An 18,144-nucleotide genomic window follows, 5' to 3' on the forward strand; every position below is an offset into this window, starting at 1 on the left:
AATGGGAGTGCATGAGCTGTGGTACAGCTCATGATCGAGATATAAACTCAGCTCTAAACATTCTTGCGCTTGGGCATAAGCGTCTAGCTGTAGGAATCACCCTCTTTTAAGGGGGTGAGGATGTCAAAACAATGAAAACTCAAAACATTGCCATCATCGGTGCAGGTACGGCAGGATTAGCTGCTGCTGCAATGCTTGCTGCTCAAGGCCATCAAATCTGCTTATATGAAAAAGTCTTACAACTTGAACCTGTGGGTGCAGGATTATTATTACAACCTGCCGGACTGGCAGTTTTCGAACATTTAGGCATTTTGGAACATGCCTTAAGCCTAGGTGCTGTGGTAACCGGTCTTGAAGGTCAACTGGCTGGCGGCGACTTGCTGATAAACAGTCATTATCGACAAGCCGATGAACGTTCATATGGACTCGGCATTCACCGTGCCACGCTCTGTCATGTCCTCGCATCCAAAGTCCGTGAGTATCCTCAACACGTTGAGTGGTGCATGGCGCATGAGGTACATGAACTTCAAGAATCCTGTGACGGTATCAACGTGATTGGGCAGTCCGCAGATCAATCCTTTCAACGTCAGTTTGATCTCGTGCTGATCGCCAATGGCGCACGCAGCCATTTACGCCCTAAAGCATGGGAAAAGCTCAACCAAGCCTATCCTTGGGGGGCAAAGTGGATCATCGTGCCTGAATGCGAAGTGCTGAATCCACAGATCTTGCATCAGTTCTATGACTGCTCCAACATCATGATGGGTGTAATGCCTACGGGAGCAATTCCAACGCAGCCTGAACAGCGCCTTTCGAGCATTTTCTGGAGTCTACCTACAGAAGATTTAGAAGGATTCTTAAAAACCAAAAGCGCACAGCAGCAATGGTTGCTTGAAGTTTCGAAACGCTGGCCGAGTGTTGCAGAATGGTTAGCACATGTGATTCCACATCCAGATGATCCGCAGCAATGGCTGTCTGCCAACTATCGTGATGTGGTGCTGAGCAAACTCGGTGAAGGTCGTATCGGTATCTTAGGAGATGCGGCTCATGCCATGAGTCCACAACTTGGACAAGGTGCCAATATGGCGCTGCTCGATGCATGGGCCATCAGTCATGCCCTGCTCCAATATCAACAGGATTCCTCACTGCAAAACCTCTGGCAGCAGTATCATCAACTGCGGTTGCCGTCCGTGCGGTTTTACCAATTTTTTAGCCGCCTACTGACACCGTTTTATCAATCACATCATCGCTGGACAGCACCGCTGCGTGATATTTCATTTCGTGCCATGTATCAGCTGCCGTTTTTCCGCAAAGAAATGGCCATCACGATTTCTGGCTTAAAAACAGGTGCATTTGGACAAATGAATTATGCCGACATTGCCCGAAAACCTGCAGATGATTCTGCGGCTGAACTGCGCAATTTAAAATTTGATTAAGAATTAACTCCCCATCATTCTCTTGATGGCTTACACTATAGTGCTGCTCAAATGCTGCGGCATTTATTTTTTGATTTTTGAATTGGTGAAATCCTCATGAACAACCTGCAATGGCTCGATGAAGTAAAATTTAACGAACAAGGCTTAGTGCCTGCTATTGCACAGCATCATCAAAGCGGGCGCGTATTGATGGTGGCATGGATGAACCGTGAAGCGTTGGCGCAAACTGCAGAAAAAAATCAAGCGGTGTACTTTTCACGTTCACGCAATAAGCTATGGCATAAAGGTGAAGAATCTGGCCATTTCCAAACCGTACATGAAATCCGTTTGGACTGTGATGCTGACGTGATTGTGCTACAAATTGAACAACATGGCGGCATTGCCTGCCATACCGGCCGTGAGTCATGCTTCTACCGCAAGCTTACTGCCAATGGCTGGGAAATTGTCGATGCGCAATTGAAAGATCCTGCTGCAATTTATGGTGTAAAATCAGCAAATCCGCATACCCTTGCGATGAATGCATCCAATGCGCAATCTGAGCAAGTCGAAGTACTCGACTACTTAGGTAAAATGATGGCTGAACGCAAACAAGCTGATCCTGAGTCCTCTTATGTGGCGAAGCTTTACCATAAAGGCCTGAACAAAATTTTAGAAAAAATCGGTGAAGAAAGCGTTGAAACCATCATTGCCGCTAAAGATTTTAAAATCGAAGCCAATGAAGACAACAAAAACGATTTGATTTACGAAGTGGCAGATCTTTGGTTCCATACCATTGTAATGCTAGGTTATTTCGATATTGATCCTCAATTGGTACTCAACGAACTCGCTCGTCGTCAAGGCCTTTCGGGTTTGGTTGAAAAAGCCAACCGTCAGCACTAAAAGTCTCAACCGTGCCAGATCTTAAAAAACCGACCGCGACCTATGAGCAGGCCACTGCCATAGATAACGCACGTCTTGGCAAATCATTTAAAGTGATTGCCTATGCTGGCACAGGTAAAACCACTACACTCCAAATGATCAGTGATGCCATGCCTCAGCGGCGTGGCATGTACTTGGCATTTAACAAAGCCATTGCCACCGAAGCACAGAATCGTTTTCATCAAAATGTCGACTGTCGAACCTTTCACTCATTGGCCTATCGTAGTGTTCCACGTGGAGTGACTGACAAACTGCGTCTACCACGTTTAAGTCCGAGTTTTATTGCCAAAGAATATCGACTAGAACCGATCACCCTACGCCGTATGATGGGCGGTCGTTATGAAAAATATGTACTCATGCCTTCGCGCTTGGCGAGTCTGGTAGCAAACGCTGTCAGTTATTTCTGTTCGACCAGTTCACAGTACCCTGCCCCACGACATCTACAAGCGCCGAGTTGGTTGCATCCTGACGATATCGAAAGCTTACAAAAGCATTTATATCCTGCGATTGAACGTCGTTGGTTAGAGTCGATTGATCCGAACCATGCAGCAGGGATTGGGCACGATATTTATTTAAAACTTTGGGCTTTGTCTGAACCAAATATTCCTGCGGATTATGTGCTGTTCGATGAAGCTCAAGATGCTGACCCACTAATGCTGGGGATTTTACTGAAACAGCGGAATACCCAAGTCATCTATGTTGGCGATGCGCATCAACAAATTTATGCATGGCGTGGCGCAGTCAATGCCATGCAGCAACTCCCATTACCTGAATCACGTTTAACCACGTCGTTCCGTTTTGGTGAAGAAATTGCCTTGAACGCCAATGCTCTGCTGGGCGCATTGAATGAAACCGTACCGTTATTGGGTAATCCACAACTCAACTCTAAAGTGGTTAATAAGCCTCATACCAAGATGCGGGATGCCATTTTATGTCGTACCAATGCACGCGCGATGGAACTGTTATTGGCGGGTTTGGTCAAAGGTGAAAAAGTTAGCCTGCAAGCAGATCATGCGCGACTCAATCGTTTTGTCGATGCTGCAGCCATGCTCAAACAAGGCAAACGCGTGGTCGATGTCCCAGAGCTTGCATGGTTTAACTCATGGCATGATGTACATGAATATTGTGAAACCAATGACGGCAGCGATATTAAACCGCTGGTGAAGTTGGTCGATGATCACGGCACTGACCCGCTGAAAAAGGCGCTGGCGAAAATCACCCCGATTGATCAAGCCGACTACATCATCTCGACAGCCCATAAAGCCAAAGGTTTAGAATGGGATCGGGTACATATAGAAGATGACTACCAATTTAAACTCAACGATAAAGATTATAAAATTAGTGACGAAGAGTTACGGTTACTTTACGTGGCTTGCACACGTGCTAAAGTAAGTTTAAATATCCATCATATTTATGACTTGATGCAGCATTTAAAGCGTCAAATGCCCAAATCTTTGGCACAGGCGGTCAGCTAGTATGATGACAAAGGTGAATAAACAATAAATCAGTAAAAGGTGCACCATGAAAATACAATCGATTCAACTCAAGCACACCCTTCATTTTACTGATATCACCCTCAATTTTAATTATCACGATCTACCGATTACCTTAATTTTGGGTGATCAAAGCTCCGGAAAAACCTCCCTACTGCGCTTTAGTTATCAGGCCCTCACTTGGTTTGCTGCACGCTATAAAGATTTGCGTACTGCAGGCGTGGTGATGCTCGATCAAGACATCATGTTAAATCGCTTACAGTCGAAACTTGATATTCAGGTCAGTTTTCCCGAAGACATTGGCGCATTTCAGCTCTCAAGTGATCAACAAGACCAAGACCCGCAATGTTGTTCATGGCAATTGTATAAAACTTTAAACAGTCAAGGTGTCGGCCTCAGTAAGGCCGAAACACAGCAATTAGAATCCATGGTTGCACTATATCAAAAAGCCCTCAAAGCTGATCCGTTACAAGGGTTGCCACTCATTGCCTATTACCCTGCTGAACGCTTCGTCAACGACGTAAATATTCTCAATAAAAACAATCCTGCTATTTTTCAGCCTTCACATGCCTATGAAATCTTGGCCATTCCCTTTACCACGTTTATTCGTTTTTTTGAGTGGTTTCGTGAAATATCCGACATCGAAAATGCACAAAGTGCCGAATTAATTCAAAATTTATTACATCCAAAAAACCCAACTGACGCATCCAACACATCTGACACGCCACTTTTTGGACAAAAACTGGCGCAAGCTCAGGCCGATCTACACGCGCCGTCACTCAGATCATTAAAACAAGCTTTAGAGACCGTGTTGCCCGATGTGACCAATATTTATCTGCAATATCACCCCAAATTACAGTTAATGGTCTGCTATCAAGGCAAAGACATGTTGTTTCAACAGTTGTCGAATAGTGTGCGCAACCTTGTGGCCTTAATTGGTGATATTGTGCGTCGCCTCTGCCTACTCAATCCTCATAGCTTATATCCGTGCCAAGAAGGTGACGGTATTTTATTGATCGACGCCATAGACCACCAACTCGATCAAAACATGACTCAAGTGATTTTGACCCGTTTAAATCAAGCGTTTCCACGACTCCAAATCATTGCCAGCGGCAACCGTCCTGAACTGCTGGAACAGGCTTCTCGTTTTCAGTGCTTACAACTACAGAATAAAAAGCTCAGTGAGATTCAGCCTGAAAAACTACAAGAAACTTATGATCAGATTTATCAGCAGTTGCAACTCGGATCAAAGGTATCGCTTCCAGCCAAAACTGAAGAGACTGAATTAAATGAGCCACTGAACAGCCCAGATACGATCCAGCACATGTTGCAATTAATCCAGACGCAACTGACCGAGCAACAGCAACAAGAATTGGTTAGGGCTTTATCACAGCGGGGTGATCAGGACGTTACGATCCAACCGCTAAGTTAAAAAAACTGAGGCTGATTAAGTGAGCGTAATCCATAGCCTCGATGTTTAAATATTCAGCAACAAGGCCGCAATAGATGTCTAGACAGTTTCGTCAGGCGTATAATGTGTAAGTGGTTCATAAAAAAGATTGATGTTGTTTTACGCATGTAATATGATCGGTTTTATTTGCAATTTTCATAGTAACATCGGAAATTGCTATCGCTTTACGAGTTGCGCAACACAGCTTGTTTTTAATTTTTTTGACACACATGGCTTTCAAGATTGAATTTTTGGACTGCTCTTTGCTGTCCTGTAATCCTTGAAAGATGAAATACACCTAGGTTTCACCGCCTAATCATGACAATGGATACGAGTGTGCTACCGATTATTATATTGTTACCGTTAATACTAGGCACAACACTTGTCTCGTGGTTGAAGCAATTCTCTCGCGGGGTAACAGCTTTAGGGGCGATTGGCGTCAGCCTCAGCAGTTTAGTTTTATTATTGAGTCAGGCTCAAGATGTCTTTAATGGCAAAACCATCATTCAAACTTGGCCGTGGCTCACTCAAGTTGGCATAGATTTCAGTTTCCGTCTCGATGCACTGGGCTTATTGTTTTCCCTGCTCATTACCGGGATCGGCACCTTAATTTATATCTATGCCTACTATTATTTAAGTCCAAAGAACTCGCTCAGTAAACTGTATGTTTTATTGATGCTGTTCATGGCTGCCATGCTCGGCATTTCATTGTCTAATAATTTAATTTTATTACTCATTTTCTGGGAACTCACCAGTATTTCATCATTCCTTTTGGTCGGTTATTGGAGCAATTACGACGCAGCTCAGCGTGGCTCTCGAATGGCTTTGACCATTACAGGCATGGGTGGTCTATGTATGTTGGGTGGTTTTGTTCTGTTGGCGCAAATCACGGGCACCTATCAAATTGACCAAATCTTGACGATGAGTAGCCAAATTCAGCAGCATCCGCTTTTTGTGCCCACACTGCTATTAATTTTAATGGGGGCATTTACCAAAAGTGCGCAGTTCCCTTTCCATTTTTGGTTGCCAAATGCCATGGCGGCACCGACCCCCGTCTCGGCTTATCTACACTCTGCCACGATGGTGAAAGCCGGAATTTTCCTGCTTGCGCGCTTATTGCCGATCTTTGCAGGCGCTGCGTTGTATCACAACTTGGTCACCTTTATTGGCTTATTTACCTTATGTATGGCGGCCTTCTTTGCCATTTTCAAAGAAGATTTAAAAGGACTTTTGGCCTATTCCACCATCAGCCATTTAGGTCTGATCGTTTGTTTACTTGGGATCGGCTCTCCCCTCGCAGTTGCAGCTGCCATTTTCCATATCATTAACCATGCAACCTTCAAAGCAGCCCTATTTATGATCGCGGGGATTATTGACCACGAATCAGGTACACGTGATTTACGAAAACTCTCTGGTTTATGGCAATTACTTCCGTTTACCGCAACGCTGACCATGATCACTGCAGCCTCTATGGCAGGTGTCCCATTAACCAATGGTTTCCTTTCTAAAGAGATGTTCTTTACTGAACTTTTAGCCAACCTGACTGGGCCAGTGATGATCGTGTCAGCGATCATTGCCACCTTTGCCGGTATCTTTGCTGTCGCGTATTCGGTGCGTTTGGTTCATGGGGTGTTTTTTGATGGTCCATTAGGGAAAGATGTTCCTAATAAAGAAGCACATGAACCACCGTTTGGCATGCGCGCACCGGCAACCTTACTGGCTGCTTTATGTATTTTAGTTGGACTCTTCCCTGCATTATTGGTTGAGCATATTGTCAATAGTACCGCGCGTGCGAGTATTCAAAATACTGCGTTTGAAGGTACACATTTAGCGATTTGGCATGGCTTAAATGCCCCCCTTTTGATGAGCGTGATTGCACTCTTGGGTGGTTTAGTTTTCTATTTCGCATTGGCGAAGGGCGGCAAATTACGCCGGATCGACTTAGATCCACTTTTGGGTCGATTACAAGGTAAAGTGCTGTTCGACTTATTTTTAAAGCATCTATTACTCAGCTCAAGAAAGTTCCGTCGCTTTACTGAAAATGGCAAATTACAAAGCTATTTATTATGGATTTTGATCTTTAGTGTGGCCATCGTCATCGTTCCATTTTGGCTGCAAGGTATCGGCACAGGCAGCCGTGAACTGATACATGCACCAATCATCGCAATCGTTCTGTGGCTATTATTATTCTCTGCATGTTGGATGATGCTTTGGTTCCACCATGAACGGATTAAAGCCGTCCTCATCAGTGGTGCAGTCGGTCTGGTTGTGACTATGGTGTTTATCTGTTTCTCCGCTCCAGATTTGGCGCTCACGCAGATTACTGTTGACGTGGTGACCACCGTGCTCTTACTCATGAGCTTATCATTATTACCACAGCTCACACCTTATGAGTCGAGTGTGTCTCGTCGTTGGCGAGATGCAATAATTGCGATTATTGTAGGTCTAGGGATCGCATGGATTTCATGGCTGATCATGACCCGCGATCATAATTCCATCTCATGGTTCTTTATGCAGCAATCCATCCCACTTGGTGGTGGTACCAATGTGGTCAACGTGATCTTGGTCGACTTCCGTGGCTTCGATACCTTTGGTGAAATTACCGTACTGGGAATTGCCGCAATTGGTACGCTGTGCATGATGGATGGTATGCGTGCTCATGGTACCACCATTACGCAAGGTCTGACCTATCGTTTTAATCCGTCACCACTGATGTTCCGTATTACATCATCATGGATTTTGCCTTTAGCACTCGTCATCAGCTTATATATTTTCCTACGGGGTCATAATTTACCAGGCGGTGGCTTTATTGCAGGCTTAATTACCTCTTTAGCCTTAGTGATTCAATATATCGCGCTCGGTCAAGACCGTGCCGAACAATTGATTGGTGCAAAATCAGGTCGCTTATATGAAGTTTGGATTGGTATTGGTTTAACCATTGCGGGGCTGACAGGGATCGCGGCTTGGCTATGGGGGCGTCCATTCCTGACCAGTGCTCATATCTATGTATCGCCACCCATTTTAGGTGAAATGCACCTTGCCTCCGCTGCCCTCTTCGACACAGGTGTCTACATCACCGTTGTGGGCGCGACGATGTTAATGATTTCCGTCTTAGGCGACTCGCGTCACTCGAGTATGTCTGGTCCAGTTCCAAGAGGCGAATAAGATGATTAGTTTAGAATTTTTACTCGCTTCAGCCATTGGCTTACTGACTGCAACAGGGGTCTACCTGATTTTGCGGGCACGTACCTTTCCTGTCGTACTGGGTTTAGCCATGATTGGCTATGCCGTGAACTTATTTTTATTTGTCATGGGGCGTATTCATGTCAACGCACCTGCCGTGTTAACTGAAACCACCAAAGCGACCGATCCTTTACCACAAGCCTTGGTCCTGACAGCCATTGTGATTGGCTTTGCGACCACTGCCTTTATCGTACAATTGGCTCTGCGTAGCCGCTATGAAACTGGAACAGATCATGTGGACTCCAAAGAAGAAATACCGCAAATTGACCCGCGGGAGGATGAGCCATAATGCATGACTTCATCCAATTTTGGACTACGCATAGCCCGATTTTCAGTATTTTAATTCCTGCAATTACTGCATTTATTTTAGTCCTGCTGGGCAACCCCGGTTCTGGCTCGTTGGCGCATGACTGGCGACAACCTTGGCGTCGCGGAATCAGTTATGTCTCTGGTATCCTCGGACTGATCACATCCATCAGTTATTTGATGATTGCCAGCTCTGGTCAAGTTTTGGTTTATAACTTGAGTGAATGGACCGCACCATTCGGCATCGTTTTAGTCTTAGATCGACTCTCTGCTTTCATGTTGGTGCTAACCTATGGACTTGCTGTGCCAGTGATGTGGTTTGCTAGCAAAGAATGGGACGAACGTGGTCGTTATTTCCATGCCATGTGCCATTTCTTACTGATGGGTTTGTGTGGTGCGTTCCTGACAGGCGATTTATTTAACCTGTTTGTGTTCTTTGAAATCCTGTTGATGGCATCATATGTTTTGCTCTTACATGGTCAAGGCAAAGCACGTTTTCAGCTTGGTATTCATTACGTCACCATTAACCTATTTGCCTCTGCCCTTTTCCTGATTGGACTCGGGATGATTTACGGCAGTGTAGGTAGCTTAAATATGGCTGATGTTGCACGACTTATGCCTTTGCTTGAAGCGGATCAACATCGTATCGCAGTGGCTGGTGCATTGTTACTGTTTACCGTCTTTGGCATCAAAGCTGCAATGCTGCCTGTAGGGTTCTGGTTACCAAAGACCTATGCTGTGGCAACCACGCCTGTCGCAGCCTTATTCACCATCATGACTAAGGTCGGCATCTATGCCATTCTCCGTGTCAATGGTACTGTGTTTGACGATGGGATTAGCCGTGAAATCTTACAACAGTGGCTGTTACCGATTGGCTTAGTAACCTCGCTCTATGGTGCTTATGGTGCTATCGGAACCGATCGTTTACGTCGTTTTGTCGGTTTTATGATTTTGTCTTCTATGGGGACAATATTGGTTGCGATTTCACTCTTTAATACGGATGCATGGGCTGCGGGGCTTTACTACCTGATTCACAGTACCATCATTGGTGCAGCTTTTTATATTCTCTCGGGTTGGATTACCTCACAACGTGGCGAATTTAAAGATCATTTTAAAATTGCGCCCCATATGAAACAGCATAATACCGTTGCTGTCTGCTATTTCATCATTGCGTTGATGATGGCTGGTCTACCGCCCTTTAGCGGCTTTTTAGGTAAAGTATTTCTCTTACAAGCAACGGCAAACTCACCTTACCAAATCATGATTATTTTGATCGTATTGTTGGTGAGTTTACTCAGTATTATCGCATTCACCCGAGTTGGTTTTGTGCTTTTCTGGCGTTCATCTCGCCCAGAAGATGATATTGATACTGAAGAATATCAGCGTTATCAGGCTTTGCCGAATAAGGCACCGCTTCGTAATGACAAAACCATTTATCTGCTGTTAACAGCGCTTGTGGGATATATGGTTTTTGCTGCGCCGATCTATGACTATACCTACAAAACTGCACAGCAAATTCAAGACAATCCATTATATGAATCGTTGCTACTGAAAAAGGATGAAGAAGGCCAAATCATCAGTGTTCAACCTTATGATCCTGAAAATTTACCTGAAACCAAATATGGTGGTGAATCAGCCGATCCAAATGCACACCTCATTCCTGCATTGATCGCACCTGAAACTCTACATGGCGAGCATATTTCTGAGTACAAGCAACGCCAAATTCAGGGACAGCAACAAGAAGAAAAACTACCTGAAGATACCCAACTAAAACCGATGGAGGCACCTTAACATGGCGAAAACATCTGTATTAAATCGCTGGTTTCCGCATCCATTGGTATCAGTCATGGTTGGTCTGAGCTGGGTTATGTTGGCGCACAGTCTAGATGCGGCCACACTCTGTATGGCCTTGGTTTTAGCCATTGTTATTCCGCGATTGGTTCGCCCTTTTATTGACCGAACGCCGAATATCAACTGGCTGGCGGCATGTAAATTATTCTTTGTGGTGCTGTGGGATATTATTGTCAGTAATATCCATGTTGCAAAATTAGTCCTTGGGCCAACACATAAACTTCATCCGAAATGGTTCCGTGTTCCTCTCGATACACAGCATGAGGAAGTCAATTCTTTACTTGCGATGATCATCACCACCACACCCGGTACGGTGTCTGCTGGGATTGACCAAGACCGTGGTGATATTTTGGTCCATGCACTGAGCACGGATGACCCTGAAGCGGAAATTCAAACCATTAAAGAGCGCTATGAACGCCCTCTCATCCTCATTTTTGGCGCTGATACAGGAGAATCCGCATGACAATTTTACCGTATGCGCTTGGCATCTGTTTAGTTGCTGTGACGATCTCGATGTTACTGTGTCTCATTCGCTTGGTGATGGGACCCTCAATCGTAGACCGGCTACTTGCTTTAGATACCTTATTTTTAAATGCTACCTGTTTAATTGTCATTTTAGGTATTTATTGGGCAAGTACATCGATGTTTGAAGGGGCTTTATTGGTTGCCATGCTGGGGTTTGTGTCTACAGCCGCTTTAGCACGATATTTCACCACTGGCCACGTCATCGACTAGGAGTACATTAATATGCAATTAGTCATGGAAATTTTGGTCTCGATTTTTTTGGTTATTGGCGCTTTTTTCATGTTGGTCGGCGGTATTGGCATGGTTCGCCTACCCGACTTATTTATGCGTCTGCACGCACCGACCAAATCGAGCACCTTAGGCTTAGGAAGTTTTCTAATAGCTGCAATTATTTATGCGGCATTTCAAGGCCGTTTTGGTTTTGCAGAGATCTTGATCACGCTCTTTGCCTTTATTACAGCACCGGTTTCTGCAAACCTTATGGCGCAAGCGGCATTACATTTACGACTTCGCTCGATGAGTGGTGATGCACCAGAAGCTCTCAATCGCCCTCTTCCTTGGCAACGAACTCGCCGCCGTGCCTTTCACTCTAAAGTCCATTCAAAACCGGAAGATCTGGATTAATTCCAGATCCAGTTTTGTTTATGTCTTCGAGCTAAAAAAATCTTTGATTCGCATCCACATTTTTTCAAATACGCTACTTTGAGCCATATATTGCAAACGCTTTTGATTATATGGCGTCGTTTTCAAACCATATTTTTCAGCTAAATCAATCAGCATATTTGTTTCATAACTACTTTGAAAATGATCAGACCATTTAGGCTGATATTGACTCATCTCAAGATTCGCCAATTCATAAAACAGCTGTACCATCACGGCATCCTGTCTTGAAACAAAATTTTTCTGCTCATTAATCTGTAAACTAGCCTGCTCTCGTATAGCATCATATTCTGCTGTTGTGAGTTTTCGCTGATTCTTCCAGTGTGCATCGGGTACATAACCTGTTCCATAATATACATTCAACAATAGATATTCATGAAAATATTTTGCTGTCACACTTTTTCTTTGGCTGTTAAAATATTCAGATGAATCCATTCACTGCTAAGATGTATCGATGGATCATGCTTCATACCTTCTGCAATCCAATTTTTGGCTAGTTTAATATTGCCGATCAACTCATAAGCTGTGCCTAAATTCACTGCCATCTTCGGTAAACCTGGATGCTCTTTTTCAATTTCACTTAAAACCTTAATGGCTAAATCGTGACGACCTGCGTGGATCTGATGTACGGCAAAATCAATTTCTGCTTGATAGTCTATTGGGCTAGGATGCCTTGATACAAAGTTATTCAATTTCTCATCATGATCTTCTTCAAGTTGATTTTCTTTTTATGAATCAGATGTATAAAAATCTTCTACATAGGTATTTAAACATGCCCAACTTGGCATAGTGATGAGTAATATGCTGCTCAATAGCATGATTTTTTTTCATTTCATTGTTTTTACAGATAGGCGGATTGAATATCATGTTCGACCTGTCTTTCATTAGCACATTATAATTTTAAAGTGATTGAGTTTTTAAGTTACTGCTATTCAAACATAAAAAAGCCACCCGAAGGTGGCTTTTTTCATTCAGCGAACTGAATTATTCATCATCTTTTTTTGCTTCGTCAGTAGGAGGTAAGTCCTTGACCGCTTCCGCAATTAGACCAAACATATAGTTGCCATAAGCATTTGTTTTGTCGTAATGGAAACGCAAACGTGGCGTAATACGTGTTTTGATACGACGGCTTAGTTCATGACGCAAGAAACCAGATGCTTTATTCAAGACATCTAAAGTCTCTTTATTTGCTGCTTCACTTTGCTCATCGCCTAGCTCACGCCCCATTACAGTCACATAAACTTCGGCATATCCTAAGTCTGGGCTCACCTTCACGGCAGAGATGGTCACAAGACCACCTAAGCGTGGATCTTTCAGCTCCTGACGGATCAGTTCTGACAACTCACGTTGTACTGTATCCGCCATACGCTTCAGACGTTGACTACCCGCCATTAAAGACTCCGTTTAATTAATTGAACATCGTACACTTCGATCTTATCTTGTGCTTTGATGTCTTTATAGCCTTTCACCGCAAGACCACATTCCATACCGGCACGAACTTCTTCAACCACATCTTTGTAGCGACGAAGAGATTCAAGCTCGCCTTGGAATACCACCACGTCATCACGTAATACGCGAATCGGTTTATTACGGTGTAATGTACCTTCAAGTACCATACAACCTGCAGCAGCACCGAATTTACTTGAGTGGAACACTTCACGTACTTCAGCAACACCCAGAATTGTTTCACGGTGTTCAGGCGCCAATTTACCGCTCATCGCATCTTTCACATCATCAATTAATTGATAGATGATCGAGTAGTAACGAATGTCGATACCATCAGCATCAGCTTTTTGACGTGCAGTATTATCAGCACGTACGTTAAAGCCGAGAAGAACCGCTTCTGATGATTCAGCAAGTGTTACGTCAGACTCAGTGATCGCACCAACACCTGAACCAATAATACGTACTTTCACTTCATCAGTTGCAAGTTCAGCAAGTGCAACGTGTAATGCTTCCAAAGTACCACGTACGTCTGTTTTCAATACCACGTTGACAATAGGCACATCTTTCTTGCCCATAGACGCCATGATATTTTCAAGACGCATCGCAGATTGACGCTCAAGACGTTTTTGACGTTCACGATCCATACGTGCATCAGCAACTTCACGTGCTTTCTTCTCGTCATTTACAACAAGAACTTCGTCACCCGCCATTGGCGCTTCAGGAAGACCCAAGATTTCCACAGGAATCGAAGGACCAGCAGATTTAATACGTTGACCATTTTCATCTGTCATTGCACGTACACGACCGTATGACGAACCTGCAAGAACAAGATCACCCACTTTCAATGTACCGTTTTGAACAAGAATCGATGTTACCGCACCACGCCCTTTGTCTACACGTGCTTCAATTACAACACCTTGTGCCGCACCCTCTTCAGATGCTTTAAGCTCAAGAAGTTCGGCTTGAATTGAGATCAAGTCAAGAAGTTCGTCGATACCTGCACCGCTGTGCGCAGAAACCATTGCCACTGGAACGTCACCGCCCCATTGCTCAGGTACGATTTCTTTCGTCGTCAACTCATTCAATACGCGATCTGGATCAGCAGACTCTTTATCCATTTTGTTGATAGCAACAATAATTGGCGTACCTGCTGCACGTGCATGGTCAATCGCTTCCGCAGTTTGTGGCATAACACCATCATCTGCTGCAACAACCAACACTACGATATCTGTAGATTTCGCACCACGTGAACGCATTGCAGTAAATGCTGCGTGTCCCGGTGTATCTAAGAAAGTAATAATACCTTTTTCAGTTTTCACATGGTAAGCACCAATATGCTGTGTGATACCACCTGCTTCACCTGCAGCCACTTTAGAGCGACGAATACGGTCAAGAAGTGATGTTTTACCATGGTCAACGTGACCCATAATTGTCACAACTGGCGGACGAGTGGTTTGGACACCACGCGCTTCTTCAGCTGCTTCAAGTAAGTTGTCTTCTGCTTGTGTATCCGAAACAAGTACTGGATTGTGACCCATTTCTTCAACAACAAGTGCTGCAATTTCTTGATCAATCGCTTGGTTTTGAGTAACCAATTCGCCCATTTTCATGAGTGATTTGATAACTTCGCGAACTTTAACCGCCATTTTCGCAGCCAAGTCAGCAACAACAATTGTTTCACCAATTTCAACATCATAAACTTGTTTTTTAACTGGTTTTTCAAAGCCATGCTTGTTCGCTTGACTTGTTTTTAAACCACGTTTATGTGAGTTATCACGGAAAGATTGCTCTTCGCCACGACGACCACCTTTTTTAGGTGAACGTGAATTGTTGGTATTGGTACCACGTTTAATTTCACGGTCTTCTTTCGCAAATGAATCTTCATATGCCTGACCTACAAGGCCGGCAGCAAGCGGAGAATCATCTACAACACGAATGGTCGCAGTAGTGTCTTCGTTAGAATACTTAGACGCCATTTGACGCATTTGCTCAAGCGTACGTTGTTGCGCTTCTTCAGCGGCTTTACGACGCGCCGCTTCTTCTACAGCTTTCAATTGTGCTGCTTGAGCTTCACGTGCTTTTTTCTGTTCTAGAGTTTCAACAGGTTTTGTAATTGGCTTGTTGTTTGACTTACGTTTTACAACAACCGCAGCTTTCGGTGTTTCTTGCTTCGCATGTTCTTGCTTCGCAGCAGCACGCATTGCTTCTAAAGCTTGTTTCGCTTTAGATACTGGTTGTTGCTTCGGTTCTTCAGCTTTCGCTTCAACCTTAGGTTCCTGTTTACGTGCTTGTTGGTCAGCTTGTGCTTTCGCTAATGCTTCAGCTTTAATTTGCTCAGGATCCGGTTTAACAAATGTATGTTTCTTACGAACTTCTACATTAATCGTTTTTGCCTTGCCCGATGTACTCGCCACTTTAGCAGTACTGGTAGTTTTACGTTTCAACGTGATTTGTCCTGCATTGCCCGCATCCTGACCATGAACTTTTTTCAAATGGTTAACGAGGGCATTTTGTTGTTCAGTGGAGATAATATCGTCAGGTTTAGTTTGTGGTAAACCCGCATCACGAACCTGTTCCAGCAGCTTCTCAACTGGACGACCCACGCTGAGAGCTAACTCCTTAATCGACTTGTCCGTCATATATTACCTCCTAGTTAAACCATGATTCGCGCGCTTTCATAATAAGTTGACCTGCTTTTTCAGCACCTAAACCTTCGATATCAGAGATATCGTCAGTGGCTTGATCTGCAAGATCATCTACAGTTACCACACCGCGAGCGGCAAGCGCATATGCGATTTCTTTAGTCACGCCTTCCATTGCAGCAAGCTCTTCGCTTGGCTCTTGGATGTTTTCTTGTTGCTTCAATGCATCAGCCAATGCAATTTCTTTTGCACGACCTTGTAGCATTTCAACAGTTTCAGCATCAAGTTCGATCTCATCGAATGTTTCCGCAGGAACATACGCGATTTCTTCTAATGATGTGAAACCCATTTCAACTAACGCCATCGCTAAGTCTTCATCAATATCTAGACGTGTAACAAACATATCTAAATATTGTTGCGCTTCGTTTTGTTGGCGTGCGTGATATTCTTCTTCAAGCATCATATTGAGCTTGTAACCAGTCAATTCAGATGCTAAGCGTACGTTTTGACCTTGAGAGCCAATTGCACGTGCTAACTGATCACTCGTTGCAAAAATAATATCTGCAGTACGTTCTTCTTCATCAATCACGATACCTGATACATCAGCAGGCTCTAGAGCACTTGCAATGTATTGTGCAGCGTCATCAGACCAAACGACTACATCAATACGCTCACCATTTAACTCTGATTGAACTGCTTGGATACGTGTACCACGCATACCAATACATGCACCTACAGGATCAATACGGTGATCGTTTGTTTTCACAGCGATTTTAGCACGAACGCCAGGTTGGCGTGCAGCAGCCTTAATCTCAATGATTTCTTCAGCAATTTCAGGAATTTCTTTCTTCATCAATGCAATAAGCATTTCTGGTTTAGAACGAGAAAGTAATAACTGAGCACCACGGCCTTCACGGTTTACGTTAAACAAAATCGCGTTTACACGTTGTTTAGGACGTAGAATTTCTTTAGCGATCATTTCTTCACGCGCAAGATATGCTTCTGCATTGTCACCTAAATCAATGATAAAGCCATCTTTGGTTTGTTTTTTCACTTCACCGTAGATGAGTTCACCAACTTTAGATTCGTAAGCATCTGCAATTAGCGCTCGCTCTGCTTCACGAATTTTTTGAACAATCACTTGTTTCGCAATTTGTGCCGCAATACGACCGAAATCAATCGATTCAACTTCAAGTTCACGGATATCCCCAATTGCCCATTTTGCAGGATCTACATCAGAGATCGCATCTTGGCATGCTGGCATTTCGTGATCTTCGTCGGCAACCACTTCCCATTGACGGAAAGTACGGTAATCACCAGTACGACGGTCGATTTCTACACGTAGACGAGCTTCTTCCGAGTGAGTTCCCTCGTAGAATTTCTTCTTAGTCGCTGCAACTAAAGCTTGTTCAAGCGCTTCAAAAATTGCATCACGACTTACACCTTTTTCGTTACTAACCGTTTCTACTACGGTAAGAATTTCACGAGCCATAAGTCACCTATTCGTTCAGATTCTTATTTATTAAATTAATCTTGGAAAACCAGATTTGCTTTATCAATATTGTGGCTGTCAATATCCAATACTTGTTGCTTTTCAACTTCAACCTGAATCATTTCACTTTCAAGGTCTACGCTTACAAGTTTGGCTTGGAATTTACGACGATTATCCACAGCACTGATCAAACGCAAAGCGACTTGCTGACCAATGTATGCCGTCATTTGTTCCAATTTAAAGAACTGACGATCCCAACCTGGAGATGACACTTCCAATGCATATTCGCCTGAAATTGGATCATGTACATCCAACATCGCACCCACTTGCTGAGTGACACGAACACAGTCCTGCACGCCGATACCACGGCCTTGCTCAACTTCGCCATCTTCATTGATGACAGGTTCTGCATTTTCATCAACTTCACGGTCGATATAAATACGTAACAGTGAACGCTTACCTTGAGGTTGGAAATCAATCCCCCAAAGTTCTACATCACATGCTTGCACCGCTGGGGCAATTAAGTCCTGAAGTGCTTGAGTTTTATTTGATAGCTTCATTTACTCTCGTCAAATTTGTGCGATTCGATGGTCGAAATGACCACTACAGACCAATGCAAAACTATAGTAGTAGTGAAACATGACGGTTTGACCAAAATACTGTCGACACTACACGATAGCCAATA

At 43.9% G+C, this 18,144-nt stretch carries 17 protein-coding genes; 11 read left to right on the top strand and 6 right to left on the bottom strand.

Annotated features, from left to right (window positions below; translation table 11 throughout):
• From FTT77_RS12625 to FTT77_RS12675, 11 genes are all read left to right on the top strand, one after another.
• The coding region (locus FTT77_RS12625; protein ID WP_179994364.1) for a zinc ribbon domain-containing protein at positions 1-110 on the top strand (110 nt) is incomplete at its 5' end.
• Positions 111-131: 21 nt separating this feature from the next.
• Positions 132-1,433 carry an NAD(P)/FAD-dependent oxidoreductase gene (locus tag FTT77_RS12630; protein ID WP_180026547.1) on the top strand — a complete coding sequence of 434 codons (1,302 nt, stop codon included), beginning with the start codon at positions 132-134 and terminating at the stop codon, positions 1,431-1,433.
• A 96-nt stretch (positions 1,434-1,529) separates the two neighbouring features.
• Positions 1,530-2,312, top strand: coding sequence for a bifunctional phosphoribosyl-AMP cyclohydrolase/phosphoribosyl-ATP diphosphatase HisIE (gene hisIE / locus FTT77_RS12635; RefSeq protein WP_180026546.1), 783 nt, complete (start codon positions 1,530-1,532; stop codon positions 2,310-2,312).
• Between the two features lie 11 nt (positions 2,313-2,323).
• Positions 2,324-3,826, top strand: a complete 1,503-nt coding sequence (locus tag FTT77_RS12640) for a UvrD-helicase domain-containing protein (RefSeq protein ID WP_111884125.1) — start codon at positions 2,324-2,326, stop codon at positions 3,824-3,826.
• 46 nt (positions 3,827-3,872) lie between these two features.
• Positions 3,873-5,276 carry an AAA family ATPase gene (locus FTT77_RS12645; protein WP_180109422.1) on the top strand — a complete coding sequence of 468 codons (1,404 nt, stop codon included), beginning with the start codon at positions 3,873-3,875 and terminating at the stop codon, positions 5,274-5,276.
• A 342-nt stretch (positions 5,277-5,618) separates the two neighbouring features.
• Entirely contained in the window at positions 5,619-8,459 is a 2,841-nt protein-coding gene (locus FTT77_RS12650) for a monovalent cation/H+ antiporter subunit A (protein WP_180026550.1), read from the top strand.
• Between the two features lies 1 nt (position 8,460).
• A complete protein-coding gene (locus tag FTT77_RS12655) occupies positions 8,461-8,826 on the top strand; it encodes a Na+/H+ antiporter subunit C (RefSeq protein ID WP_078189407.1) in 366 nt (121 codons plus the stop codon).
• Entirely contained in the window at positions 8,826-10,634 is a 1,809-nt protein-coding gene (locus tag FTT77_RS12660) for a monovalent cation/H+ antiporter subunit D (protein ID WP_180026544.1), read from the top strand. The genes FTT77_RS12655 and FTT77_RS12660 overlap by 1 nt, the downstream gene beginning before the upstream one ends.
• Position 10,635: 1 nt before the next feature.
• Positions 10,636-11,157, top strand: a complete 522-nt coding sequence (locus FTT77_RS12665) for a Na+/H+ antiporter subunit E (RefSeq protein WP_168378198.1) — start codon at positions 10,636-10,638, stop codon at positions 11,155-11,157.
• Entirely contained in the window at positions 11,154-11,429 is a 276-nt protein-coding gene (locus FTT77_RS12670; protein WP_078189410.1) for a monovalent cation/H+ antiporter subunit F, read from the top strand. Before FTT77_RS12665 ends, FTT77_RS12670 begins: the two co-directional genes overlap by 4 nt.
• A 12-nt stretch (positions 11,430-11,441) precedes the next feature.
• Positions 11,442-11,843 carry a Na+/H+ antiporter subunit G gene (locus FTT77_RS12675; RefSeq protein ID WP_168378199.1) on the top strand — a complete coding sequence of 134 codons (402 nt, stop codon included), beginning with the start codon at positions 11,442-11,444 and terminating at the stop codon, positions 11,841-11,843.
• An 18-nt stretch (positions 11,844-11,861) separates the two neighbouring features.
• On the opposite strand, the gene FTT77_RS12680 is transcribed toward FTT77_RS12675, so the two are convergent.
• From FTT77_RS12680 to rimP, 6 genes are all read right to left on the bottom strand, one after another.
• Entirely contained in the window at positions 11,862-12,275 is a 414-nt protein-coding gene (locus FTT77_RS12680) for a hypothetical protein (RefSeq protein ID WP_180026543.1), read from the bottom strand.
• Positions 12,272-12,571 carry a tetratricopeptide repeat protein gene (locus FTT77_RS12685; RefSeq protein WP_180026542.1) on the bottom strand — a complete coding sequence of 100 codons (300 nt, stop codon included), beginning with the start codon at positions 12,569-12,571 and terminating at the stop codon, positions 12,272-12,274. Before FTT77_RS12685 ends, FTT77_RS12680 begins: the two co-directional genes overlap by 4 nt.
• A gap of 292 nt (positions 12,572-12,863) precedes the next feature.
• Positions 12,864-13,271: a ribosome-binding factor A gene (locus FTT77_RS12690; RefSeq protein WP_078189413.1), complete on the bottom strand. Its 408-nt coding sequence runs from the start codon at positions 13,269-13,271 to the stop codon at positions 12,864-12,866.
• Positions 13,271-15,964, bottom strand: a complete 2,694-nt coding sequence (infB, locus tag FTT77_RS12695; RefSeq protein WP_111884116.1) for a translation initiation factor IF-2 — start codon at positions 15,962-15,964, stop codon at positions 13,271-13,273. Before infB ends, FTT77_RS12690 begins: the two co-directional genes overlap by 1 nt.
• Positions 15,965-15,974: 10 nt before the next feature.
• Positions 15,975-17,459, bottom strand: coding sequence for a transcription termination factor NusA (nusA, locus tag FTT77_RS12700; RefSeq protein ID WP_078192558.1), 1,485 nt, complete (start codon positions 17,457-17,459; stop codon positions 15,975-15,977).
• A gap of 35 nt (positions 17,460-17,494) precedes the next feature.
• A complete protein-coding gene (rimP, locus tag FTT77_RS12705; protein WP_078189416.1) occupies positions 17,495-18,019 on the bottom strand; it encodes a ribosome maturation factor RimP in 525 nt (174 codons plus the stop codon).
• Positions 18,020-18,144 lie beyond the last annotated feature (125 nt).

Origin of the sequence: Acinetobacter sp. YH01010 (genome assembly GCF_013420775.1) — a bacterium.
In the GTDB taxonomy this organism is placed as follows: Bacteria; Pseudomonadota; Gammaproteobacteria; order Pseudomonadales; family Moraxellaceae; genus Acinetobacter; species Acinetobacter amyesii.

Coding starts and splice junctions, on each gene's coding strand:
- nusA (WP_078192558.1), bottom strand. CDS start 17,459: ATGGCTCGTGAAATTCTTACCGTAGTAGAAACGGTTAGTAACGAAAAA.
- FTT77_RS12660 (WP_180026544.1), top strand. CDS start 8,826: ATGCATGACTTCATCCAATTTTGGACTACGCATAGCCCGATTTTCAGT.
- FTT77_RS12645 (WP_180109422.1), top strand. CDS start 3,873: ATGAAAATACAATCGATTCAACTCAAGCACACCCTTCATTTTACTGAT.
- FTT77_RS12665 (WP_168378198.1), top strand. CDS start 10,636: ATGGCGAAAACATCTGTATTAAATCGCTGGTTTCCGCATCCATTGGTA.
- FTT77_RS12675 (WP_168378199.1), top strand. CDS start 11,442: ATGCAATTAGTCATGGAAATTTTGGTCTCGATTTTTTTGGTTATTGGC.
- rimP (WP_078189416.1), bottom strand. CDS start 18,019: ATGAAGCTATCAAATAAAACTCAAGCACTTCAGGACTTAATTGCCCCA.
- FTT77_RS12670 (WP_078189410.1), top strand. CDS start 11,154: ATGACAATTTTACCGTATGCGCTTGGCATCTGTTTAGTTGCTGTGACG.
- FTT77_RS12690 (WP_078189413.1), bottom strand. CDS start 13,271: ATGGCGGGTAGTCAACGTCTGAAGCGTATGGCGGATACAGTACAACGT.
- hisIE (WP_180026546.1), top strand. CDS start 1,530: ATGAACAACCTGCAATGGCTCGATGAAGTAAAATTTAACGAACAAGGC.
- infB (WP_111884116.1), bottom strand. CDS start 15,964: ATGACGGACAAGTCGATTAAGGAGTTAGCTCTCAGCGTGGGTCGTCCA.
- FTT77_RS12655 (WP_078189407.1), top strand. CDS start 8,461: ATGATTAGTTTAGAATTTTTACTCGCTTCAGCCATTGGCTTACTGACT.
- FTT77_RS12630 (WP_180026547.1), top strand. CDS start 132: ATGAAAACTCAAAACATTGCCATCATCGGTGCAGGTACGGCAGGATTA.
- FTT77_RS12650 (WP_180026550.1), top strand. CDS start 5,619: ATGGATACGAGTGTGCTACCGATTATTATATTGTTACCGTTAATACTA.